Below are 23,221 nucleotides of genomic sequence, written 5' to 3' on the forward strand. Positions count from 1 at the left end.
TTAGCCCTTGATCATGTCCGGGCAGACATAAGGGACGGTTGCCGTGACGAAGCGCTGTTCCTGGGTTTCGGCGCCCAGGTGCAGGCGCAGCACCAGTTCGGTTTCGGTGAGGGTGGCGATATCGGCGTCGATGGTCATGCCATCTTCGTCCCAGCTGATGGCCGTGGACGAGACCTGCTGCCATTTGGAGAGCCGGTAGGTTTCCCAGCAGCTATCGCTGACCAGCGTGCCGTCCTCCAGAAAGATCTGCATGGGGCCGGGCAGGTTCTCGTCAGCATCGGAGCGCACCCAGACCTTGTTAAGCAGCGGATTGCCGGTCTCGCGCTCATCCTCCTCCATGCTGCCTTCGGCTTCCTGAGCCGTAGCGGGCAGGGTGGGGCAGGCGCCCACACCCCAGACACTGAGCAGTGCAATAACAGCGGCTTTGGTATCCACCGAGCTTCTCCCTGGTTGACCAGCTGGCCAAGAGCGATCTGCCGCCGGCAAAGCGGCAGAAATAGGATGGGTGCGCTTACGAATCCTGTTCGGCAAACTCGCGCTGCTTGAGCCAGCGGTCGCGTTCGCGCACCCGGGCAGCCTGGTTGGGCCACAGCTCGTAGCCCGGTTCTCCCAGCGCGTGGCGGGCATGGACGGCCCAGTTGGGGTCATCCAGTGCCGCCCGGGCCAGCGCAATGAAATCAGCATCGCCATTGGCGAGCACGGCTTCATCGGCCGCCGGATCACCCCCGAGCAGGCCAACCGCCATGGTGGGGATATCAGCGCCTTTGCGCACGGCGGCGCTGAAGGGCACCTGGTAGCCGGGCGTGGAACGGATGGCGCCCGAATCAAAGCCGCCGCTGCTGCAGTCGATCGCATCGACGCCCAGCGCCTTGAGCTCGCGGGCGAGCACGACGCTGTCTTCCACCTGCCAGCCGGCGGGATCATTGTCGCTGACCGACAGGCGCACGATGACGGGTTTGTCGGCCGGCCAAACGGCGCGCACGGCCTGCGTCACTTCCAGCACCAGGCGCATGCGATTTTCGCGGCTGCCGCCATAGTTGTCGGTGCGCTTGTTGGCGAGCGGCGACAGGAACTGGTTGAGCAGATAACCGTGGGCGGCGTGGATCTCGACGAGGTCAAAGCCCGCCTCATTGGCGCGCAGCGCGCCGGCGACGAAGGCTTCGATGACATTGCGAATGCCAGCGGCATCAAGGGCCGTCGGCTTGGTGAAGTTCTTGCCCTCGGCATGGATCTCGTCGGTGGGACCGACGGGCGTCCAGCTTTGGAAGCCGACGCCAGGCTTTTCCTCCTCCGTTTCGTCAAAGCCCTTGCGCCAGGGAATGGGCGTCGAGGCCTTGCGCCCGGCATGGGCCAGCTGGATGCCGGCGGCAGCACCCTGGGCGTGAAGGAAATCGACGATGCGGGTCAGCCCGGGAATGTGCTCGTCCTTCCAGATGCCAAGATCGGCATAGGAAATCCGGCCCTCGGGGGTAACGCCCGTTGCCTCGGTGATGACCAGCCCGAACCCACCCATGGCAAAGCGGCCGAGATGCACCAGGTGCCAGTCATTGGCAAAGCCATCACGAGCCGAATACTGGCACATTGGGGCAATCACGGTGCGATTGCGCAGCTTGAGGCGGCGCAAGGCAGTGGGGGTAAACAGCAAGGACATGAGGGCAAAACCGGTGGGGAAAACAGAACCTGCAGATTGCACACAAGCGCATCCATCGGCAAGTGCCGATGAAGAGAGTTCGAGCGCGCAGAAACCAGGGCCGGGTTGCGCCGGCCTGATGTAACGATCCCCGCCTGCCCAGTCGGCTACGCTCTGTGCGCCTTCGACGTTGACAGCAATGATTCTGGATCGATCTAATACGGGCAGTTCGGGGGGATGATGAACAAGAGAATGTCGCCGCGCGTGCGGCCAACATTGGTGGATGTTGCCCAGAAGGCCGGCGTGTCCCGGGCGACAGCTTCGCTGGTCGTGCGCAAGAGCCCGTTGGTGAGTGAGGATACCCGGGCGCTCGTTGAAGCGGCAATGGCCGAGATCGGCTATGTCTACAATGTCGGCGCTGCCGGGATGCGGGCCGCGCGGAGCCGCACGATCGGGGTGATTATCCCCAATCTGTCCAACACCTTCTTTGGCGAACTTCTCGCCGGGATTGATGAGGTCATCGACGGGGCCGGATTGGCCACCTTTATCGCCCATTCCGGGGAATCGCCGGCCAAGCAGGACGTCTTCGTCAACCGGATGCGCGAGCATGGGGTGGACGGGCTGATCGTTTGCCCAGCAGCGGGCACCGAGCCCGGCTTCGTCGCTCGCCTCAGGGCCTGGGGGATGCCTGTCGGCGAAGTGCTGCGCACATCGGCTGCCGGTGAGGTCGATTATACCGGAATGGACCAGGCCGGGGGAATGGAGAGCGCCGTCAGCCTCCTTGCAGAGCTGGGGCACAGCCTTGTCGGCTTTGTTGCCAGCAATCTCAACCATTCGGCGCGTGACGAAAGGCTCGGGGCGTTCCGCTCCGCCATGCGCCGGCACCCAAGGCTCCAGCCCATCGAAACCGTCATCGAATCCACTCATGGCGCCGCCATTGCACTTGCCCAGAGCATGGCAGCACAAACTGCCGCACCAACTGCCTGGATCTGTCACAACGACGTGATCGCCCTGGGTATGCACAAGGGCTTCAGCGAGGCGGGGCTGGTGCCAGGGCGGGACGTGTCCTTGATCGGTTATGACAATGTGGCGGAAGCCGATCTGGTGCGACCAGGGCTGGCCTCGGTTGCCACCGAGCCCTTCGCCATTGGCCTGCACGCCGCCCGGCAACTGCTGCACCGGATCGACAATCCCGATGCCCCCCCGGAGCGGCGCACCGTGCCCAGCCACCTGGTTGAGCGCGGCTCGATTGGACCTGTTCGAGCGCTCGCCTAAGGGTTGACCTTCGCGGCGCGGTGCTATTTAGATCGATCTAATCGCGAGCAAGGTCTGGGGCAGAACCCGTGGGTTACCAGTTCAATTTTGCGCCGGTGTTCAACAATTTCGATCAGTTGATCTACGGCGCCTTGATCACCATCCAGCTCAGCCTGGGCGCCATCCTGATTGGCACGCTGATCGCGATCCCCTGCGCGCTGGCCAAAACGGCCGGGCCCAAGCCCCTGCGCTGGCTGGTGAACCTTTATATCGAGGTGATCCGTAACACCCCGTTCCTGATCCAGATCTTCTTTATCTATTTCTCGCTTCCGGCACTCGGCATCCGGTTTGATCCGAACACCGCTGCACTCGTCGCGCTGTCGGTCAATGTAGGCGCCTATGCCACCGAGATCGTGCGCGCCGGGATCGAGTCGATCAACCGCGGGCAGGTCGAGGCAGGTAAGGCGCTTGGCCTCAAAGGGCATCAGATCTTTCGCTACATCATCCTCAAGCCGGCGCTGCGCACCATCTACCCTGCGCTCACCAGCCAGTTCATCTACCTGATGCTGACTTCGTCGGTGGTGTCGGCCATTTCCGCGACCGATCTGGCGGCGGCCGGAAACAACATCCAGTCCTCGACCTTTGCGGCTTTCGAGGTCTATCTGGTGATCACCATCATGTATTTCATTCTGTCGCTGGGCTTTTCCGGCCTGTTTTCCGCGATCGGACGCGCCGCGTTCCGTTATCCGCTGGCGCGATAGGATCAAGCCATGTTTCGCCCCTTTGGCCCCAATGAAATCCTTTATATCGTCAGCGCAGTGCAGTGGACGCTGCTGCTGTCCGCCATTGCCTTTGCCGGCGGCGCCCTTGGGGGCATAGCCGTTGCACTGGGGCGCGTCTCCAAAAAGCCATGGCTGCGCTATCTGGCACTGGCCTTTATCCGGGTGTTCCAGGGCACGCCGCTGCTGATGCAGCTGTTCCTCGTTTATTTCGGCCTGTCGATCATGGGCGTGGGCATCAATCCCTGGATCGCGGCCGCGGTGGCGCTGACGCTGCATGCCAGCGCGTATCTGGGCGAGATCTGGCGCGGCTGCATCGAGGCGGTGCCCTCGGGTCAGGGTGAAGCCAGCTATGTGCTTGGCCTCAAATACTGGGACAGCATGCGCTATGTCATCCTGCCCCAGGCCGCCAAGATTTCGGTCGCGCCAACGGTTGGCTTCCTCGTGCAGTTGATCAAGGGGACCTCACTGGCCTCGATCATCGGCTTTGTGGAACTGACCCGCGCTGGCCAGATCATCAACAATGCCACCTTCCAGCCTTTGCTCGTGTTCTCGCTGGTAGGGGCGCTGTATTTCATCCTGTGCTGGCCGCTGTCGATGTGGGCCCGGCATCTGGAGGGTCGGTTCGCCGTGGCCACCACGCGCTGACCGGACATCATCACACTGGGAGTGAGCTTTAAATGAAACTGAGCAGAAAACTGATCGGGCTGGCCGGTGCGGCATTGTTGGCCGCGGGCCTTGTGAGCGCCCCCGCCGTCGCGCAGACGGTCGAGGAAATTCAGCAGCGCGGCACCATCAATGTGGGGATGCTGGTTGATTTCCCCCCATTCGGCATTCTTGATCAGTCGGGCAACCCCGACGGCTATGATGCCGACGTGGCTCGCCTGTTGGCCGAGCATATGGGCGTTGAAGTTAACCTCGTGCCGGTCACCGGTCCAAATCGCATCCCGTATCTCTTGTCCAACCAGGTCGATATTCTGGTCGCTTCTCTCGGCATCACGCCCGAGCGCGCTCAGCAGGTCAATTTCTCCGACCCCTATGCTGGTATCGAAATCTTTGTGTTTGGCGACACCAATCTCGAGGTGACCGGGCCCGAGGGGCTGTCGGGCAAGAACATCGCGGTGGCCCGCGCTTCCACCCAGGACACGGCCATCACCGAGATTGCGCCCGCTGACGCCAATATCCAGCGCTTCGACGACGATGCCTCGGCCGTACAGGCCCTGCTTTCGGGCCAGACCCCGCTCATGGGCGCGTCCAACGTCGTGATCGCCCAGATCAACACCATGGCGCCCGATCGCTTCGACACCAAGTTCTCGCTGCGCCAGCAGAGCCAGGGCATTGCCGTGCGCCCCGGCAGCGATGAGCTGCTTGCCTATATCAACGACTTCATCGCCAGCGCGAAGGCCGACGGCAAGTTGAATGCACTGCACCAGGAATGGGTTGGCGGACCGCTGCCCGAATTCGTGGTGGCAGGCGAATAAACCGACAGATCAGGACTTGAGGGCAGAAACTGCAATGACCAAGGCTGCACCCGAAACTGCCGATATCGCCGTCGCCATGCGCGACGTCGATAAATGGTATGACAGCTACCACGCCCTCAATGCCATCAACCTGTCCGTCGCACGCGGCGAGAAGATCGTCGTGTGCGGCCCTTCGGGATCCGGCAAATCCACCCTTATTCGCTGCATCAACCAGCTCGAAACCATCCAGTCCGGCACCATTACGGTTGACGGCATCGAGCTGACCTCGGGCAGCAATGTGGAAAAGATCCGCCGCGATGTCGGCATGGTGTTCCAGCAGTTCAACCTCTTCCCGCACATGACTGTGCTGGAAAACTGCATGCTCGCCCCCACCCTGGTGCGCGGGGTGAGCAAGGCCGAAGCCGAGGCGACGGCGCGGCGCTATCTCGAGCGCGTGCGCATCCCTGAACAGGCCGACAAATACCCCGCCCAGCTTTCAGGCGGTCAGCAGCAGCGCGTCGCCATTGCCCGGGCGCTCTGCATGAACCCCAAGATCATGCTGTTCGATGAGCCCACCTCGGCGCTCGATCCCGAGATGGTCAACGAAGTGCTCGACACCATGATCGACCTCGCCCGCGAAGGCATGACCATGCTGGTGGTGACCCACGAAATGGGCTTTGCCCGCAAGGTGGCCGATCGGGTGATCTTCATGGACAAGGGCGAAATCGTCGAGATCGGCGAACCCGAAAGCTTCTTCTCCAACCCGCAGAACGAGCGGACCAAGACGTTCCTGGGCCAGATCTCCCACTGATGCGTGCTTCCTGCGTCGCAATGAGATGATCAAGCCCGCTGAGGGAAGTTCAACACTGACGTGTGAGACTGATCGTCCCGCCTTCGATGCTGAGCCCGCTATTGGTCTGCGTGTGCACGCCTCGGTCTGGTAGGTAAGCCCATTTTACGGATGCGGGCGGATTCTCAGAGATACTCCCGCTCGCCGCAGGTCATGACGGAGACCTACAGGTGGTGATCTTCGTCCCCATACATACTGGCAAAGAAACAGTTGCGCAGAACCGTACCGTACGGTACGGCATGCCGATGAAATTGTGGCAGATGAGCCTGCCAAGGGAGTTCGTGCGTGCCGGTGACCATCAAGGTCAATGAAGAGAGTTTTACCCCGCGTCAGCAGGCCGTGCTGACCGCGGCGCTCGATCTGCTGGTTGAGAATGGAGAAGGGCTGACCATGACCGCGGTGGCGCGGCGGGCCAGCTGTTCCAAGGAAACGCTCTATAAGTGGTTCGGCGACCGCGACGGCCTGCTGACCGCAACCGTGCAGTGGCAGGCGGCCAAGGTGCGCATGCCCCAGGTGGATCGCACGGGCCTCAATGCACAAACGCTGCGCTCGTCGATCGAGCAGTTTGCGCGCGACCTCCTCACCACCATCGTGGGCGAGGTTTCAATTACGCTCAACCGCACCGCCGTGACCCATGCCGCCCAGGAAAAGGACCGGCTCGGGATCATCGTGCTCGAAAACGGACCGCTGGCGATCCGCCGGCGCTTGAAACCGATTCTCGAAGCGGGGCGCGATGCGCGCCTACTGCGGTTTGACAACAGCGAAGACGCGTATCGCACCTTTTTCGGGCTCGTCGTGCGCGATGTGCAGATCCGGCTGCTGCTGGGCGACAAGAAGCTCACCCAGTCCAATGTCGAAGCCAATATCGAGGCCGATGCCACGGCCGCGACCAACCAATTCTTCGCCCTCTACGGGGCGGATACAGCGCCATAACCAGGGAGTGCTCCATGCGCGTTTATTATGATCGTGACGCCGATCTCAACATCATCAAGTCCAAGAAGGTCGCCATTGTCGGCTATGGCTCGCAGGGCCATGCGCATGTGCTGAACCTGCGCGACTCCGGCGTTACCGATGTGGTGGTGGCTCTGCGTCCCGGCTCCCCGTCGGCCAAGAAGGCCGAGGGCGAAGGCCTGAAGGTCATGTCGGTTGCCGAGGCCTCCGCCTGGGCCGATGTGATCATGATGCTGACCCCCGACGAATTGCAGGCCGATATCTATAAAGAGCATATCGAACCCAATATCCGTGATGGCGCCGCGCTCGCCTTCGCCCATGGCCTCAATGTGCACTTCAACCTGATCGAGCCCAAGTCGACCGTCGACGTGATCATGATCGCCCCCAAGGGCCCGGGCCACACCGTGCGTGGCGAATACCAGAAGGGCGGCGGCGTGCCTTGCCTGATCGCGGTGCACCAGGACGCTTCGGGCAATGCCCATGACATCGCGCTCGCCTATGCTTCGGGTGTTGGCGGCGGCCGTTCGGGCGTGATCGAAACCAATTTCCGCGAGGAATGCGAGACTGATCTGTTCGGCGAGCAGGCTGTGCTCTGCGGTGGCCTCGTGGAGCTGATCCGCGCCGGCTTCGAGACGCTGGTGGAAGCCGGCTATGCGCCTGAAATGGCCTATTTCGAGTGTCTGCACGAAGTGAAGCTGATCGTCGACCTGATCTACCAGGGCGGCATCGCCAACATGAACTACTCGATCTCGAACACCGCCGAGTGGGGCGAGTATGTCACGGGTCCGCGCATCATCACCTCGGAAACCAAGGCCGAGATGAAGCGCGTGCTGCACGACATCCAGTCGGGCAAGTTCACCTCCGAGTGGATGCAGGAAATCAAGGCCGGCGGTTCGCGCTTCAAGGCGACCCGGCGTCTGCATGACGAGCACCAGATCGAGGAAGTCGGCACCAAGCTGCGGGACATGATGCCCTGGATCAAGGCCGGCGCGCTGGTCGACAAGGCCAAGAACTAAATCGCTAAGGACGGGGGCTTCGGCCCCCGTTTTCTTTTGCGGTGCTCCATCTTCCGCGCCGCCGCCAAACCCGGTAACTAGATCGGGAGGAGTGACCCATGCGCTTACCAGAGTTTCCCCAGGAGGGCGGATGCCAGTGTGGCGCCGTGCGCTACCGGCTCAAGGCTGCCCCGCTTTCGGTCTATAATTGCCACTGCAAGGACTGCCAGCGTTTTTCGGGGGCAGGCTGGTCGATGTCGATGATCGCCCGCGAAGAAGATATCGAGCAGCTTTCGGGTGAGACGGTGCGCTACGACCGCCGCGCCGATAGCGGCAACGTCATTGCCATGCATTTTTGTGCCCATTGCCATGGCTGGGTCTGGAACTTGCCACCGATGCCGGGCATCCGCGTGATGCGGGCCGGCACGCTCGACGATATCGACTGGGCGGTGCCCGTGGGCAATATCTGGACGGAGAGCAAGGCCGCCTGGGCCAGCATCGATCCTGATCTGGTCAATTTTCCCCAGGGCGCCGTGGATCGCACGCCGCTGTTCGACGCCTGGACCCGCCATCATCAGGATTGAAACATGACAACTCACGACGATATCGCGCTGATCAAACGCCAGGAACTCGAACTCGCGCTGCCGCAGCTGGATGAGGATGTGGCATTCAGCATCGGCTCATCGGTGCGGGCACGCGCGCTGGCCGAGGGTTTGTCTCTCGTGGTGGATATCTGCACCTGGGACCGGCGGCTGTTCTTCGCGGCCACGGCAGGAACAGGCCCGGACAACGCCGAATGGGTGCGGCGCAAGATCAATTCGGTCAGGCGCTTTCAGCGCGCCAGCTACCGGTTGGTGCTGGAGCGGGGCGAAGCTCCACCACCACCACAAGCCGGGGTGGACCCGGTCGACTATGTCTTTGCCGGTGGCGGTTTTCCCCTGCGGGTGCCGGGCGCGGGGATTATCGGCTGTCTCACCATTTCGGGCCTGCCCGGGCGGGAAGATCATAATGTTGCCGCGGCGGCCCTTTGCGAGCATCTGGGGCTGGATCGTGCCGCTTACGCGTTGGCGCTTCAGTAATGGCGGTTGGCTTGACAGGCCCCCAAAGCAACTCCATTGCTGAGGGCAGGGGGCCTGTCATGAAACTGAATTATCTGCTGCTGGACGTCTTCACGCAGGAGCGCTTTGCCGGCAATCCACTGGCGGTGGTTTGCAAGGCCGATGGCTTGCTCGACGACGAGATGCAAACCATTGCCCGCGAGTTCAACCTCAGCGAAACAGTGTTTCTGCTCAAGCCACAGACCGAGCGCAATTCGGCTGGCGTGCGCATCTTTACGCCGATGACCGAGTTGCCCTTTGCCGGCCATCCGACTGTCGGGGCGGCGGTGGTGCTGGGGCTTAACAACAAGGTCAGCGCCGTCCGGCTAGAGGAAAAGATCGGGCTGATCACGGCGCTGTTCGAAAAAACCGACAAGAGCTCGGGCGAGGCGCGTTTTGCGCTGCCGCAACTGCCCGAGCAGGTGGGCAAGCTCGACAACATGCTGGCAATCGCCCAGGCTCTGGGCATTGATCCCGAGGAGATCGGGTGCGGTCCTTATCGCCCCACGGTGTATTCGGCCGGGGTGGTGTTCCACCTCGTGCCGGTGCGGGACGCTGCGGTGCTGAAGCGGGCACGGCCGAACATGGCGGCATGGAACGAGGTTTTCCCCCATGGGCGGCACTCGGTCTATCTGTTTACGCTCACCCCCGATGAGCCCGGCAATGATATTGCCGCCCGCATGTTTGCGCCCGGGCTTGGCCTTGCCGAGGATCCGGGCACCGGTTCGGCCGCGGCGGCGCTGATTGGGCTCCTCTCCGAGCATGTCAATATCGGCACCGGCCAGATCGACCTCGTGATCCGGCAGGGGGTGGAGATGGGGCGGCCCTGCCGCATCACCATCCAGTTGCGCAAGGAGCGCGACCGGCTGGTGCATGGGGGCATTGGCGGGCATGCCGTCATCGTTGGGGAAGGGGCCCTGGATCTGGGGGACTGAGCTTATCAGCACAGTTCCTTGCGCCCAGCCTGTCCTCCAGGGTTGCAACCCAGGCTGATGTGGGCCATTATCGCCACGCAACCGGATGAATGTTATGCAGCGCAAGCGCGCCATTGCCATTGCCGTCGAACAGCGCCAGGCCCTTCAGGCCCGCCTTTTCGTTGCCGCCGCTTTGTTGCTGCTTCCAGCGCTAGTGCTTCTTCTTATCAGCCCCTGATCACCGGCAGCTCGATCAAGCGAGCGGGTCGTCAGGGGATTACGCCACCAGCCGAACAGTAAATGTCCGGCCTGCAGAGCCTTGGCTTTGGGCCGTTTGATAGGATCATCCGCATGACTACCCCCGCTACCGACACCAACAAAGACCGCGTCTTCATCTTCGACACCACGCTGCGCGACGGCGAGCAATCGCCCGGCGCGACCATGACGCTGGAAGAAAAGCTGCAGGTTGCCGAAACGCTCGACGAAATGGGCGTCGATATCATTGAGGCCGGCTTCCCCATCGCCTCCAATGGCGATTTCGAAGCCGTGGTTGCCGTCGCCAAGCAGGTCAAGAACGCCACGGTCGCAGGGTTGGCCCGTGCCATCACCGCCGATATCGACAGGGCGGGCGAAGCGGTGCGTCATGCCCGCAAGGGGCGCATCCACACTTTCGTTTCGACCTCGCCGATCCATCTGGCGCACCAGATGAAAAAGACCGAGGACGAGGTGATCGAGATCATCGCGCGCACGGTGGCCCAAGCGCGCAACCTGGTGGACGATGTGGAATGGTCGGCGATGGATGCGACCCGCACGCCGCTCGAGTTCCTCAAGCGCTGCGTTGAAACTGCGATTCGGGCCGGCGCCACCACGATCAACCTGCCCGATACGGTGGGTTATGCGGTGCCCGAAGAGCATTTCCGCATGTTCAAGACCATCCTCGAGACCGTGCCCGATGCCGACAAGGCAATCTTTTCGGTGCATTGCCACAACGACCTGGGCCTGGCTGTCGCCAATTCGCTGGCCGGTGTTGCCGCCGGCGCCCGCCAGATCGAATGCACGATCAATGGACTGGGCGAGCGTGCCGGCAACGCGGCGCTCGAGGAAGTGGTGATGGCGCTGCGCACCCGCGCCGACGCCATGCCCTACCACACCGAAATCGAGACCACGCATCTGGCGCGTGCCAGCCGGATCGTTGCGGCGGCGGCCAATTTCCCGGTGCAGTACAACAAGGCCATCGTGGGCAAGAATGCCTTCGCCCATGAAAGCGGCATCCACCAGGATGGCATGCTCAAGAATGCCGAGACCTATGAGATCATGACGCCAGCCAGCGTCGGCATCAAGGAAACGACCCTGGTGATGGGCAAGCATTCCGGCCGCGCCGCCTTCAAGGACAAGCTCAAGGAACTTGGCTATGAGCTGGGCGAGAATGCCTTCCAGGAAGCCTTCCAGCGCTTCAAGGATCTGGCTGACCGCAAAAAGCACGTCTATGACGCCGATATCGTGGCGCTGGTGGACGATGAAGTCGGCTCGGTCGGCGATCGCATCCGCCTTGTTGATATGGAAGTCATTTCCAAGACCGGCGGCACGCACCGCGCCAATATTACCCTGTCGATCGATGGCGATGAAAGCTCGGTGAGCTTTGATGGCACCGGTTCGGTCGATGCGATCTTCAATGCCATCAAGGAGGCCGTGGGCCAGCAGCCGCACCTGGTGCTTTATGCGGTGGACGGCGTGACCGGCGGCACCGATGCGCAGGCCAGTGCTCATGTGCGCCTCGAAATGAACGGCCGCATTGCCTCGGGCAATGCCGCCGAGCCCGATACGCTGGTGGCTTCCGCCCGCGCTTACCTCAATGCCTTTAACCGCTTGATGATCGAGCGCGGCGCCGCCGCCCAGGGCGCCATGGCCGGCTAAGACACGCTGACAACACCCGCAAGCCTGTCGCGCCAAGTTGTGCGGCAGGCTTAGCCGCGCGTTGCGTAAACGCCTGCCATCGGGCATCAAGGCGGGCGAGGTGCTTGCCATGATCAGCCGGAGCGAAATCAGGGGCGTTCTAACCGGGCTGGCCGTCACGGCCCTCGTCCTGCTGGTCGGGGGCACAGTCTGGCCATTGCTGCCTGGTCAGCCACTGCTGCAGACGTTGCGCTTCCACTCGGCACTGCTTTGCCTTGCCCTGGCGATAGCCCTGGCCATTGCCGGCTCACGCTGGCGCGCCGGGCTGCTGGCGCTGCTCGCGCTGCTGAGCGTGGGGCAGGGTGGCTGGATTATCTACGGGCAACAACAAGCGCGCCTGGCGGCTGCTGCCCGCCCGGTGACGCGGACGGTTGAGCTGGTCAGCTTCAACATCCTCAACAACAATACCGAGAATGGGCCGGCTATTGCCGGGATGCTCGCCGCCTCGTCGGCGGATGTGGTGTTTACCCTCGAATCGGCCCCCTTGTTTCCCGAGCTGGGCGCGCTTGCTGCCGTTTACCCCTATCGCATCGGCTGCGAGCAGGAGCTGACCTGCGACCTCACCATGTTCTCGCGCACCCCGCTCGAAGATGTGCAAACCCTCAGCCTGTCGAACTTCTCCCAGCAGCGGGTGATCACCGCGCGCACGCGGATCGGTGGGGAAGCGGTAACCCTCGTCGCCGTTCACCTGACCAAGCCATACTTCGACATGCAGTCGGAAGCGGAACTGAGCCGGCTGCGCGACATCCTGGAAGCGGTCGAGGGGCCCGCGATCATTGCGGGAGATTTCAATGCCGCGCCCTGGTCCTATGCGATAAATCGGCTGGTGCGGGGCAGCCAATTGCAGGTGGCGCCATTTTATCCCTCGACTTGGCCGCCCGAGTTCGGACCGATTGGCGTGCCGATCGACAATGTCTTCACCCGCGGCAATGCGGTGGTGGAAAGCCTTGCAGTGCTGCCCGGAACCTTTGGCTCCAACCACCGGGGCCTGCGCGCCCGCATCGGCATCACCGCGCCTTAACGCCTCGCCGACCCCGAACCCGCTTTACCGCTGTTGTGCACAGCCAAAAAGGGGCTGGACGGCGCAGTTTCCCATTGTGTGCAGGCCTTTGCGCCTCGTTGTCCTTTAGATTGCATTTGATGCAAATGCGCCCGGCTCCCGCAAGGACCGCGAAGGCATGCGGTCCCATCTTCTGCGGGCGTGCCGAGTGCACCGACTCACCAGAATCTTCCGACAGGAGCCATTGCCATGAAGCCAACCTACGATCTTGCGCGCGAGCATCTCCGACGCGCCGCGGCCATGCTGCAGGGTGGCGACAACCAGTCGCGGCAGTTGCGGAACATCGTCGAGCGAACCATCACCCTGATCGATGATCTGACCGAAGATGCGCCCGCTTGGCAAGGAAACGTGCTGGATTTGCAGTCCTTTAGGGAGCGGCGCGGACTTTAGGACTTAACGGCAGGCCTATGCAGCGGGCTGGGCAAAACCATTGGCAGTATCCAAGACGGATTTCAGCCGCTCCTGCATATCAGCCCGCGCCTGCATCCAGTTGCGGCTGGACACCGCAACGCGAACCGCGAGGGTCACAGTCGAATCACCCAGGGCATCAACCAGGATTTCCGGCTGGCCGGCAGCTTCGGGTTGCCCGTTTGTAAGGCCCGCCAGCACCGCTTGGCGCACCGCGCCGATATCGGCCGTGCGGGGCACGTTGAACTTGAGCTCGAGAACGCGCGACGCTTCGCGGGTATAGTTGATGATCTTGGCGTTGGAGAGCTTGGAATTGGGGGCGAACATGAAGACCCCTTCAGCCGTGCGCATCTGCGTTGCAAACAAGCCCACTTCCACCACGGTGCCGGCAATGCCGTCGGCATCGATCTGATCGCCCACATTGAAGGGGCGCAGCAGCACCAGCAGGATGCCCGCAGCAATATTGGAAAGGGTGCCCTGCAAGGCCAGGGCGACCGCCAGGCCGGCAGCACCAAGCACGGCAAGGATGGAAGCGGTCTGCACCCCGAACTGGCCCAGCACGATAATAATGGTCACCAGCAGCACGCCATAACGCACCACTTGCGACAGGAGCGGTACGATGGTGGGGTCGCGGTGTAAGCGCCCGGGTAGGAGCTGCACGACGTAGCGCGACAGGAGCCCCGCCAACATCCAGCCGCCGACCAACACGACCAGGGCGACCAGCCCCGACCAGACATTGGCGATGATCCAGGTGGAGGAAAGGGCTAGGAAATCGGAATCGAGCATAGAGGTCTCCAAGGCTTGCGCCAGCCAAAGACGATGGGTGGCCGATGGTTGCGCCGGTTGTTCTTCGGGGGATGGACTTGTTAATCTAGCTAATCAAGCCCTTGTGGAAAGTGACAGCGGGCGCTGGACAGTCCCCGATCCCTTTGCTAGAGAGGCGCCAACCTTGGTACCGGGTTTTCAACCGGGTGCGTAGCTCAGATGGTAGAGCAGCTGACTCTTAATCAGCGGGTCCACGGTTCGAGTCCGTGCGCACCCACCAAGGTTCTTCTTCCCCGTATTTGTGGTGATCGGCGAGGCTGTCGCCTTGACCCGTCACGGCGTTGGTGCCCCAAAAGGCGTGCCCGGTGTGCGAATCGCTGGGTCGCGGCACGGTGTGCCGTGCGCTGAACCAGCCGAGGAGGAAACGGGCGATGGCAACCAAGGTGCTGTTTGTGGGCGGGACGGGGCAGATTTCGCTCCCCTGCGTGGCAGAAGCGGTGGAGGCGGGGCACGAGGTCACGGTGTTCAACCGCGGCAAGTCCGAGGTGGCGCTGCCACCCGGCGTCAGCGTGATCGCCGGCGACATGAAGGATCCAGCCAGCTATCGCCAACTCGGCGAGCAGCAATGGGACGTGGTGTGCCAATTCATGGTGTTCACGCCCGAGCAGATGGCGCAGGACATCGCGGTGTTTACGGGGCGGGTGGGGCAGTACGTCTTCATCTCCTCGGCGTCCGTTTATGAAAAGCCAGCCCGCCACTACGTGATCACCGAGCAAACCCCGGCGATCAATCCTTTCTGGAAATACAGCCAGGACAAGATCGCCTGCGAAACCATGCTCCAGGCCAGCACCGGCCTGCCCTGGACCATTGTGCGGCCCAGCCACACAGTGCGGACGGGCTTGCCGACCATGATGGGGCCGGCCGATACCACCGTGCAGCGCCTGCTCGATGGTAAGCCGATCATTGTTGCGGGCGATGGCGCGACCCCTTGGACACTGACCCGCTCGGCCGATTTTGCCGTGCCCTTTGTGCGGCTGTTCGCCCATCCGGATGCGCTGGGCGAGATTTTCCATATCACTTCGGATCGCGGCTATAGCTGGGACGCAATCCACACCGCCATTGCTGCCGGCTTGGGCGTTCAGGCGCAGATCGTGCATGTTCCAACCGACACGCTGGTGCGGTTCAACCCGGAATGGGAGGGGCCATTGCGGGGCGACAAGAGCTGGTCAGCGCTGTTCGACAATTCCAAAATCAAGAGCGTCGTTGGGGAGTTCGAGTGCGCCGAAGTGCTCGAAACAGTGCTCGAGGAGCCGCTGGCGCATTTGCGGCGGCGCATGGCCGCCGGATTGAAGGTGGACGCCGGGTTCGACCAACTGATCGGCCAGATTGCGGCCGCTCAGTCGGCGCTCGGCCAGTAGCAGTCGAATCACGAAAAAGGGCCCCGCTGATCAGCGAGGCCCCTTGCGTTGGAGAGAAGATCAGACAGCTAGTTTGAGCCGTCGTTCGGGCGCTGCTTGTCGCCGCCTTCCTTGGTGTCCTTGGTCTTGGCTTCGCCGCCTTGCTGACCGAAATTGGTTCCGCCGAGATGGCCGCCTGCATCCACGTGCTTGAGCTGTTCTTTTTGACGATCGTCCTTGCTCATCGTGTTCTCCATGGTGTTAGGCAAGGTCAACTGCAGAGGGGCGCACTTGTTCCCGGCCGTGCACGGAGGTGAGTCGCTCCAGCCTGGAACAACGCCCGGTAATCCCCCCTATTCACAGGGGCTGCGGCGTTAAGCGCTCCCGTTCACCTTCTTGCGAGGCAAAGCTTGGCGCGGACCTGGAAGCCTGCAATGAAGACCTCTCCCTTGAGGCTTCATTAATGTTCCGCCCCTCCCGCCGGGTTTTGCCATGAGACTGACTTATCGTGCCCGGCAGCGACGCAGGCGGGCGGCAAAAATCATGCTGTATCTGGTGCTTGGCATCGTGATCTTCACGCCCAAGTTCGACATCCAGCAGCCAGTGGGCGGGACCACCCAGGTCGCGAGCATACGCTAGCAGCGCGCTCGATCAGGCCGTTTCGCACCGTGACCTCGGCCGCGGCAATGCTGCTGCGCGGCAGGCACATGGATCGGCTGGACTGGGGCTGCGTTGGCCGGCACAGAGATCAACACGGAGCACTATCATGGTGCCCAAACATCCCCACGCCCGATGCCTGCCGAACCTTGCCGCAGCCATGAACTGCGAAGGCCCCAATCCACCACCGCGCGCCGCCGTGCAGCGCCGGCCGCAGCCGTTCCGGCGCAGTTTGTTGCAGCCGCTGCAGCGCGGGTGATTATTGCGATCGTGGGTTGAACGCCTTGCGGCCTGAGCCGTTGCTGGTGGGTAGCGCAAAGGAGAATGCGGTGGGCAAGCGTATTGTTTTTACCGGCGGCAGCGGCAAGGCCGGCCGGCATGTGATCGCATACCTCCTGGGGCGCGGCCATCAAGTGCTCAATGTTGATCTGGCGCCTTTGGCCATGGCAGGGGTCAACACCCTGACAACCGACCTCACGCAGAGCGGGGAGGCATTCAATGCCCTCTCCATGCATTTCGATTTTGCCGGCCTTGAAACCGGCACCGGCCCGGCGCCAGTAGATGCAGTGGTGCATTTTGCCGCCATACCGCGCATCCTGCTGCGACCGGATAACGCTACATTCCAAGCCAATGTTGTCTCGACCTATAATGTGATCGAAGCGGCGGTGAAGCTCGGGATCCGCAAGATCATCATCGCGTCGAGTGAAACCACCTATGGCGTTTGTTTTGCCGAAGGGGACAAAGACTATCACAGCTTCCCCCTCGACGAGGCTTATGACGTCGATCCGATGGACAGCTATGGCCTGTCCAAGGTGGTCAACGAGAAAACCGCGCGCGCCTTTGCGATGCGCTCGGGCGCCGATATTTATGCGCTGCGCATCGGCAATGTGATCGAGCCGCACGAATACGACAAGTTCCCGGCCTTTCTCGCCGACCCCCTGTCACGCAAGCGCAATGCCTGGAGCTATATCGATGCGCGCGATCTCGGGCAGATCGTCGATCTTTGCGTGCAAAAGGATGGCCTGGGCTTTTCGGTGTTCAACGCCGTCAATGACGAGATCACTGCCGACGAGCCCACCGAGGAGTTCCTGGCCAAATGGGCGCCTAACACGCCGATCCGGCGCCCGCTCGAGGGCTTTGAGGCGCCGCTGTCGAATCGCAAGGCGCGCGAGGTGCTGGGCTTTCGCGAGGAGCACAACTGGCGCCAATATGTCCGCTAGATCGGGCGAGATTATCAGGCAGAGTTAGCTTTTCCATAACCACGAAAGCTGCAGCGGGGAGCAGATCGCGTAACCGTGATCTAGGCTCCGGCGGAGCGCTTCCCAATCGGGCCCAGACCTGCAATGAAGCGAGTTGCGGCTGGGCTCGCCCCGAATTTTCAATTGGGAGAGGGCACTGCGGCGGTCTGCCTTGTTCATTTCATTCCGGTCCCGATGCCCTTATCCACCAACGACACAATCCTTAAGGATGGCGGCGAATGCGGAGCGCTGCTGCGCGCCATAGACTGGACAGTTCATCCACTAGGCCTGCCCAGCGCGTGGCCACCCGAGTTGCGCACCCTTGTCGGGGTGATGTTGGGCTCGGTGCAGCCTATGCTGATCCTCTGGGGGCCCCAACACACCGTCCTTTATAATGATAGCTATGCCGCAATGTGCGGCGATCGCCACCCGGAGGCCCTGGGCCGGCCGTTCCAGCAATTATGGTTCGATATCTGGGACGAGGTGCTGCCCATCATCGACGCTGCATATGCAGGGCGCGGGACCTCGATGGATGACATCGAGTTCACCATGCACCGAAAGGGCTATCCCGAGGAAACCCACTTCGCTTTTTCCTATACCCCGGTGCGCAACAGCGAGGGGCGGATTGTCGGCATCTTCTGCGCCTGCCAGGAAACCACATCCGAAGTGCTGATGCGCCGGCGAGAACTGCAGGAACGCGAGCGCTTCCTGCAGGTCTTCGAGCTTACGCTCGGGGCCATTGCCGTGCTGAGCGGTCCTGATCATGTGATCACCGTCGCCAATGCCGATTACCAGATGCTGGTGGGCCGCCGCGACATTGTCGGCAAGCCGGTGAGTGAAGCGCTGCCCGAGGTTGTCAACCAGGGTTTTGTGGAACTGCTCGACGAGGTGTACCGGAGCGGCGTTGCCCATTTGGGCAGGGGAACGCCAGTAAAGCTGCAGCGTAAGCCCGGCGGCGCCATCGAGCAGCGCATCATCGATTTCCTTTATCAGCCGCTGCGCGACCTGCACGGGAAGGTGGACGCGATCTTTGTCCACGCGATCGATGTCACCGAACGCATCGAAGCCGACCAGCAGCAGTCGCTGCTGCGCAGCGAACTTGGCCATCGCATGAAGAACCAGCTGGCCCTGGTGCAGGCAATCGTCAACCAGACACTTCGCACCGCTCCCGATATCCCGACGGCGGCCAAGTCACTGGGCGATCGCGTCCAGGTGCTGGCCGGCGCCCATGACCTGCTGATCGCTGGGGAAACCGGATCCGCCACGGTCGGGGAAATCGTGCGCAAGCTGGTGCGGCTGCATGACGATGGCCCCCAAACACGGTTCCGCTTATCGGGCGAAACCATCGAGGTGGCGTCGCGACCGGCGCTTTCCCTTTCACTGATCTTGCATGAACTCTCCACCAACGCAGTCAAATATGGCGCCCTTTCAGGCGGCGAGGGCTATGTGAAGGTGAACTGGGGCCGGCAGGACAGTCCCGAAGGCGAGCGCTTTGTGCTCGACTGGGAGGAAGTTGGCGGTCCCCCGGTGAGTGTACCGCGAACGCTTGGTTCGGGCTCGCGGTTGATCCGCGCCGGGCTGGCCGGGACCATCGACGGCAAGGTCGCCCTCGAGTTTGCGCCGCTAGGTGTGCGCTGCACGATTTCGGCCGATCTGGAGAGCTTTCAGCTGGAGCGGTAAAGTATTGCCCGCCAGGTTTTGCTGAAATTTCTCAGCCAAATGCTTTCCAGCGGCCATCATCGCGGCTATAGCCCAGCGACCGCCTTTTCTCCCCCACAGGACCACGCTCATGTTCGGCATTGATCCGAGTTTCTTTTCTTCGCTGCTACAGGTCATCATGATCGACCTGGTGCTGGCCGGCGACAATGCCGTGGTGATCGGCCTGGCAGCAGCCGGCCTGCCATCGGATCTGCGCAAGCGCGCCATTCTGATCGGCATAATCGCGGCCACCATCATGCGCATCTGCTTTGCGCTGATCACGACCCAGTTGCTCTCGCTGGGCGGTGGCTTGCTGATCGCCGGCGGCATCTTGCTGCTTTATGTGTGCTGGAAGATGTATCGCGAGCTCAGCCAGCCGGCCCATGAGGAACATGAAGCGCTCGAAGCCTTGGGCGACGCCGATCTCAACGCCGATGGTTCGGTTGCGGGGCGCGCGCCCAAGAAGACGCTGCGCCAGGCTGTGCTGCAGATCATCATTGCCGACGTTTCCATGTCGCTCGACAACGTGCTGGCCGTGGCCGGTGCGGCCCAGCACCATACCGAAGCTCTGATCTTCGGCCTGGGTCTTTCCGTCGTGATGATGGGCGTTGCCGCCACCTTCATCGCCGGCCTGTTGACCAAGCATCGCTGGATTGCCTGGGTCGGCCTGGTGATCATCCTCTATGTCGCCGCCAAGATGGTCTATGAAGGCGCCGACGCCCTGCTGGACCACACCCTGCCGCACATTCCGCTGTTCTATGGTGGTCCCGGCTCGCATTAGCCTTTGGTAACCAGTGGCCGAGTTTTGTGGCATTTGCCACTCTCGGCTAGGGTTTTGCTCATCGCAACGCAGTAGCTTTCGGCTTGATCTCCTGAGCCGAAAGCTGCCCATGCCCGCAATCCTGGATCAAACCGTTCCACGCCTGGACCACCGGGCACCGGCGAAAGCCCAGGCTCCGGCGTCGTCCCTCGCTCCCGAACTGGTTTCCGGGGCGCAATGGGATTGGATCATCGCCGAATTCGATGAAGTCTGCCAGGAACAGCTCCACCTTTTCAGCACCACCCGGTGGCCCTCGGTGCGGCAGGAACCCATGGTGTTCCGGCTGGATGGGGAAATCGTCGGCGGTGCCCTGGTGATGATCCAACCCCTGCCGCTGCGGCTGGGCGCCCTTGCGGTTTCAAAATGGGCGCCGATGCTCAAACATGCCGATCACCCCCAGGCGTCAGCCATTCATGCCGGCATGATCGAGGCGCTGGTGGCTGAATATGCCGATAATCGCGGCATGATGCTCTCCGTGTTGCCGCGCGCGTCGATCGAGCCCGACAACGCCAGCTATGCTCAACTGCGCGCCCGCGGTTTTCAGCAGGGCTCGCAGCTGCTTTATCCCAACCGCTACATCATCGATCTCAGGCTTTCCGATGCCGAGCAGCGCAAGAGCTTTGCGCAGAAATGGCGCTACCACCTCAACAAGTCCGAAAAAGCAGGCTTGAGTTTCGAGCATGCCGAGCCCGAGCGGCTGGGTGAGTTCACCACGCTTTATGAGGCGATGCTCGACCGCAAGAATTTCCCCGATCATTCCGCCTATGAAACCGTGCCCGCGCTGATGAACACCGAAATCGCTGCGCTGCGGCCCGAGCTGTTCTTCGTGCGCCACGAGGGCGAAGTGATCGCCGGGGCCCTGATCTTCAAGGCGGGCGATCGGGCCGTTTATCTCTATGGCGCCACTGCAGACAAGGCGCTGCCACTGCGCGCAGGCTACTTCATCCACTGGCACATCATTCGCTGGCTGCGCGACAATACGGAGGCGCGTTGGTATGATCTGGGGGGCACTGATGGCAATCACGGTCTGCACCAGTTCAAGAAGGGCATGGCTGGCGACCGGGGCGTGATCCGCCCCGTGCCGCCCGTTGCCAACTACGCTTCGCGCCCCTGGCCGTTTCTTGTTGGCAATGGTGCCTTCATGGCCCGCGACACCGCTAACGCGCTGCGCCGCCATGTCGCCGGGCTGTTCAACCCCGCTGCACGGCCCGACCAGGCCCGCGACAGCGGGCAGGGCCGCGCCCCATGAGTTTGGCGCGTCGGCTGGCTTCCCAGTCCACCATCATCTTTGGCGCCCGCCTGTTCGGTGCGGGGCTGATCTTTGTCGTCCAGGCGCTGATCGCCCGCTGGTGGGGGCCGGGCCTGCTTGGCGAATATCTGCTGATCGTGGCCGCGGTGAACCTGATCAGCGTCGCCATGCCTTTCGGCTTCCAGACCGTGGGCGCTTATTTCGCGGCCGAATACCGGGCGCGGGCGCAGCAGCGGCAGCTGCTGATTTTCATGCTCTGGGCCTATGGTCATGTCCTGGGCACGCTGGCGCTGCTGCTAGTGGCTGGTTATCCACTGCTGCAGGCGATCGGGCAGGGCGGCAGTGTGCTGGCGCAGCATCTGGTGCCCGCCGCGCTGCTCGCCTTTGCCACCGCGATGTTTTACGTCAATGGCGCGCTGCTGGTTGGGCTCAAGCACCCGCTGGCCGGCTATGTGGTTGATTCCGTGTTCCGCCCGCTGATCGTCGTAGGCGCCTTCTTGGTGACTGCGAGCGTGGCTCCGCCAGCCGAGGCATTCTCCAACATGCTGTGGGTAATCGGCGTCGGTTGTGCCCTGGTGTCGCTGGTGCACTTCGCCTATGTCGTGCGGGTGTTCCGCTCCGTTCAAAACGAAGCGCCGGCTCAGCCGCGTGAGCTCGCCCGCTGGTGGCGCTTCGCCGTGCCGTGGGTGCTGATCGGGCTCGCCACCGACTTCTTTTTCGATATGGACCTGCTGCTGCTCAGCCATCTGCTCGATCGCGAGCAATTGGCCATCTTTGGCGTGTGCACGCGCATCTTTGCGCTGGCGGCCTTCGGGGTCGGCGCGGTGTATGCCGTGACCCTCCCCGAGATCTTTGAAAGCCAGGCCAATTCTGACCGCAGCGCCTTTTTGCGCAAGGTGGGCGAGGCCAATGTGGTCGCCAGTGGCTTATCGGTCCTGCTCTTCGTGGTGATGGCCGTAGGCGCGCCGTTCGGCCTGCTGCTGTTCGGGCCGGCCTTTACCGCCGGAGCATTGCCGCTTGCCGTGTTGTGCCTGTCCCTCGTGGTGCGCTCGGTTGCCGGACCGGCATCGCTGGTACTCTCGATCCATGATCGCCCCTATGCCAGCCTGCCTGCGGTAGGGCTGGGCATTGTCATGCTGGTGGCTGGCAATGCCCTGCTGGTGCCCCCATTCGGGCTGATGGGCGCGTCGCTGTCGGCGCTGATCGCCATTACCGTTTGGTCAGCGGGTTTGTGGCTGACGGCTTATAAGCTGGCCGGGCTCGATGTTTCCATTCTGCAATGGTTTCGCGCCCGGCGGGCCGCTATCCTGGCGGCTGGCTAGCCGCAGTCGCCTCACCGGGTCAGCGCCAGTCGGGCGGAACGGCGCAGCCGATTGACCATGCCGCCGCTGACCCCACGGTCATAGCCGGGGATCACCTTGGTCAGCGGGCGCTCATAAAGCAGGTAGTCTTCGCCAAAGATATGGTTCTCGAGCACCGCGATCTGCTTGAAGCCCATGCGGGTCATGATCGCCGCCGCGGGATCATTGCCGGTCTTGGTATAGGTGGCGATCTTGTGGAAGCGTCCATTGTCCCAGTGGTTGATAAAGGCGCGCATGCCCTGGACCCCAAGCGTGCTGCGCCGCTTGTCGGGGAACACATAGGACCAATAGAGCCAGAGCGTGCCCAGTTCAGGACCGGAGATCATGAAACCAGCGGGTTCGCCCTTGAGGATGAACATCATAACGTGGTGCGGATCGGCATCGATCAGCGAGGCGAGATAGGGCTTGGTCAGCCGGGCCGATTCGTAGGCCTTGAACTCGCTCGAGTAAAAGGGCGAGGTCACGATAGCTTCCTGCAGTCGGGCATGGACCAGCCCGATATCGGCGTAACTGGCGGCGCGGAACAGCGGTGCCTTGGGGGCGGCTGTGCTCACGGCACTCGCTGGCGTCGGTGCAATGTCGCTCATATGGTTCACCCGGCTTGACCCCTGCACAGTACCACCAGTTCATCCTGGGCCTAAGTGCGCTCGTTTGCTGGGGTTAATGGAGCACAGCCTTGCCCATG

25 protein-coding genes and 1 tRNA gene are annotated in these 23,221 nt (G+C 62.4%); 21 read left to right on the forward strand and 5 right to left on the reverse strand.

Features of this window, described 5'->3' with window-relative positions; genetic code table 11:
* Complete coding sequence (locus AC3YMN_RS04145; RefSeq protein ID WP_489889019.1) at positions 1–435, reverse strand: hypothetical protein; 435 nt, start codon at positions 433–435, stop codon at positions 1–3.
* A gap of 76 nt (positions 436–511) precedes the next feature.
* Complete coding sequence (locus tag AC3YMN_RS04150) at positions 512–1,651, reverse strand: NADH:flavin oxidoreductase/NADH oxidase (protein ID WP_489889020.1); 1,140 nt, start codon at positions 1,649–1,651, stop codon at positions 512–514.
* 219 nt (positions 1,652–1,870) lie between these two features.
* Here AC3YMN_RS04150 and AC3YMN_RS04155 point away from each other — a divergent pair, with 219 nt between their 5' ends.
* The 13 genes from AC3YMN_RS04155 to AC3YMN_RS04215 all read left to right on the forward strand — a co-directional run bounded on the left by AC3YMN_RS04155 (position 1,871) and on the right by AC3YMN_RS04215 (position 13,333).
* On the forward strand, positions 1,871–2,905 hold the full coding sequence (locus AC3YMN_RS04155; RefSeq protein WP_489889021.1) for a LacI family DNA-binding transcriptional regulator: 1,035 nt from the start codon (positions 1,871–1,873) through the stop codon (positions 2,903–2,905).
* 68 nt (positions 2,906–2,973) lie between these two features.
* Positions 2,974–3,645 (forward strand): amino acid ABC transporter permease, encoded by a 672-nt coding sequence (locus AC3YMN_RS04160; protein ID WP_489889022.1) that lies wholly within the window; start codon positions 2,974–2,976, stop codon positions 3,643–3,645.
* A gap of 9 nt (positions 3,646–3,654) precedes the next feature.
* Positions 3,655–4,311, forward strand: coding sequence for an amino acid ABC transporter permease (locus tag AC3YMN_RS04165; protein WP_489889023.1), 657 nt, complete (start codon positions 3,655–3,657; stop codon positions 4,309–4,311).
* A gap of 32 nt (positions 4,312–4,343) precedes the next feature.
* Positions 4,344–5,144, forward strand: a complete 801-nt coding sequence (locus AC3YMN_RS04170; RefSeq protein ID WP_489889024.1) for a transporter substrate-binding domain-containing protein — start codon at positions 4,344–4,346, stop codon at positions 5,142–5,144.
* A 34-nt stretch (positions 5,145–5,178) separates the two neighbouring features.
* Positions 5,179–5,934 (forward strand): amino acid ABC transporter ATP-binding protein, encoded by a 756-nt coding sequence (locus AC3YMN_RS04175; RefSeq protein ID WP_127753515.1) that lies wholly within the window; start codon positions 5,179–5,181, stop codon positions 5,932–5,934.
* A gap of 324 nt (positions 5,935–6,258) precedes the next feature.
* Complete coding sequence (locus AC3YMN_RS04180; RefSeq protein WP_127753514.1) at positions 6,259–6,906, forward strand: TetR/AcrR family transcriptional regulator; 648 nt, start codon at positions 6,259–6,261, stop codon at positions 6,904–6,906.
* 14 nt (positions 6,907–6,920) lie between these two features.
* Complete coding sequence (ilvC, locus tag AC3YMN_RS04185) at positions 6,921–7,940, forward strand: ketol-acid reductoisomerase (protein ID WP_489889025.1); 1,020 nt, start codon at positions 6,921–6,923, stop codon at positions 7,938–7,940.
* 98 nt (positions 7,941–8,038) lie between these two features.
* On the forward strand, positions 8,039–8,503 hold the full coding sequence (locus AC3YMN_RS04190) for a GFA family protein (protein WP_489889026.1): 465 nt from the start codon (positions 8,039–8,041) through the stop codon (positions 8,501–8,503).
* 3 nt (positions 8,504–8,506) lie between these two features.
* Complete coding sequence (locus AC3YMN_RS04195; protein ID WP_172123623.1) at positions 8,507–8,998, forward strand: heme-degrading domain-containing protein; 492 nt, start codon at positions 8,507–8,509, stop codon at positions 8,996–8,998.
* Between the two features lie 59 nt (positions 8,999–9,057).
* Entirely contained in the window at positions 9,058–9,951 is an 894-nt protein-coding gene (locus tag AC3YMN_RS04200) for a PhzF family phenazine biosynthesis protein (RefSeq protein WP_489889027.1), read from the forward strand.
* A 330-nt stretch (positions 9,952–10,281) separates the two neighbouring features.
* Positions 10,282–11,844, forward strand: coding sequence for a 2-isopropylmalate synthase (locus tag AC3YMN_RS04205; RefSeq protein ID WP_489889028.1), 1,563 nt, complete (start codon positions 10,282–10,284; stop codon positions 11,842–11,844).
* Positions 11,845–11,953: 109 nt separating this feature from the next.
* The gene (locus AC3YMN_RS04210; protein ID WP_489889029.1) at positions 11,954–12,904 is read left to right on the forward strand and encodes an endonuclease/exonuclease/phosphatase family protein; all 951 of its coding nucleotides are present in this window, start codon (positions 11,954–11,956) and stop codon (positions 12,902–12,904) included.
* 228 nt (positions 12,905–13,132) lie between these two features.
* Positions 13,133–13,333 (forward strand): hypothetical protein, encoded by a 201-nt coding sequence (locus AC3YMN_RS04215; RefSeq protein ID WP_172123619.1) that lies wholly within the window; start codon positions 13,133–13,135, stop codon positions 13,331–13,333.
* Between the two features lie 15 nt (positions 13,334–13,348).
* On the opposite strand, the gene AC3YMN_RS04220 is transcribed toward AC3YMN_RS04215, so the two are convergent.
* Positions 13,349–14,137: a mechanosensitive ion channel family protein gene (locus tag AC3YMN_RS04220; protein ID WP_489889030.1), complete on the reverse strand. Its 789-nt coding sequence runs from the start codon at positions 14,135–14,137 to the stop codon at positions 13,349–13,351.
* 183 nt (positions 14,138–14,320) lie between these two features.
* Between AC3YMN_RS04220 and AC3YMN_RS04225 the strand changes: the two genes are divergently transcribed.
* A tRNA-Lys gene (locus AC3YMN_RS04225) sits at positions 14,321–14,396 on the forward strand.
* 151 nt (positions 14,397–14,547) lie between these two features.
* A complete protein-coding gene (locus AC3YMN_RS04230) occupies positions 14,548–15,534 on the forward strand; it encodes an SDR family oxidoreductase (protein ID WP_489889031.1) in 987 nt (328 codons plus the stop codon).
* Positions 15,535–15,602: 68 nt separating this feature from the next.
* Here AC3YMN_RS04230 and AC3YMN_RS04235 read toward each other — a convergent pair whose 3' ends face one another.
* On the reverse strand, positions 15,603–15,758 hold the full coding sequence (locus AC3YMN_RS04235; protein WP_172121515.1) for a hypothetical protein: 156 nt from the start codon (positions 15,756–15,758) through the stop codon (positions 15,603–15,605).
* Positions 15,759–16,005: 247 nt separating this feature from the next.
* On the opposite strand from AC3YMN_RS04235, the gene AC3YMN_RS04240 reads away from it, so the two are divergent.
* The 6 genes from AC3YMN_RS04240 (at position 16,006) to AC3YMN_RS04265 (ending at position 22,497) form a co-directional block, all read left to right on the forward strand.
* Positions 16,006–16,152 (forward strand): hypothetical protein, encoded by a 147-nt coding sequence (locus AC3YMN_RS04240; RefSeq protein WP_489889032.1) that lies wholly within the window; start codon positions 16,006–16,008, stop codon positions 16,150–16,152.
* A 347-nt stretch (positions 16,153–16,499) separates the two neighbouring features.
* On the forward strand, positions 16,500–17,390 hold the full coding sequence (locus tag AC3YMN_RS04245; protein WP_489889033.1) for an NAD-dependent epimerase/dehydratase family protein: 891 nt from the start codon (positions 16,500–16,502) through the stop codon (positions 17,388–17,390).
* Between the two features lie 213 nt (positions 17,391–17,603).
* Complete coding sequence (locus tag AC3YMN_RS04250) at positions 17,604–19,088, forward strand: sensor histidine kinase (RefSeq protein ID WP_489889034.1); 1,485 nt, start codon at positions 17,604–17,606, stop codon at positions 19,086–19,088.
* Positions 19,089–19,197: 109 nt separating this feature from the next.
* On the forward strand, positions 19,198–19,887 hold the full coding sequence (locus AC3YMN_RS04255; protein WP_127753502.1) for a YjbE family putative metal transport protein: 690 nt from the start codon (positions 19,198–19,200) through the stop codon (positions 19,885–19,887).
* Positions 19,888–19,996: 109 nt separating this feature from the next.
* Positions 19,997–21,175, forward strand: coding sequence for a lipid II:glycine glycyltransferase FemX (locus AC3YMN_RS04260; protein WP_489889035.1), 1,179 nt, complete (start codon positions 19,997–19,999; stop codon positions 21,173–21,175).
* On the forward strand, positions 21,172–22,497 hold the full coding sequence (locus AC3YMN_RS04265) for a lipopolysaccharide biosynthesis protein (RefSeq protein ID WP_489889036.1): 1,326 nt from the start codon (positions 21,172–21,174) through the stop codon (positions 22,495–22,497). The genes AC3YMN_RS04260 and AC3YMN_RS04265 overlap by 4 nt, the downstream gene beginning before the upstream one ends.
* An 11-nt stretch (positions 22,498–22,508) precedes the next feature.
* On the opposite strand, the gene AC3YMN_RS04270 is transcribed toward AC3YMN_RS04265, so the two are convergent.
* On the reverse strand, positions 22,509–23,123 hold the full coding sequence (locus AC3YMN_RS04270; protein ID WP_489889037.1) for a GNAT family N-acetyltransferase: 615 nt from the start codon (positions 23,121–23,123) through the stop codon (positions 22,509–22,511).
* Positions 23,124–23,221: the final 98 nt, after the last annotated feature.

The organism is Devosia sp. Z11_6, assembly GCF_058133665.1.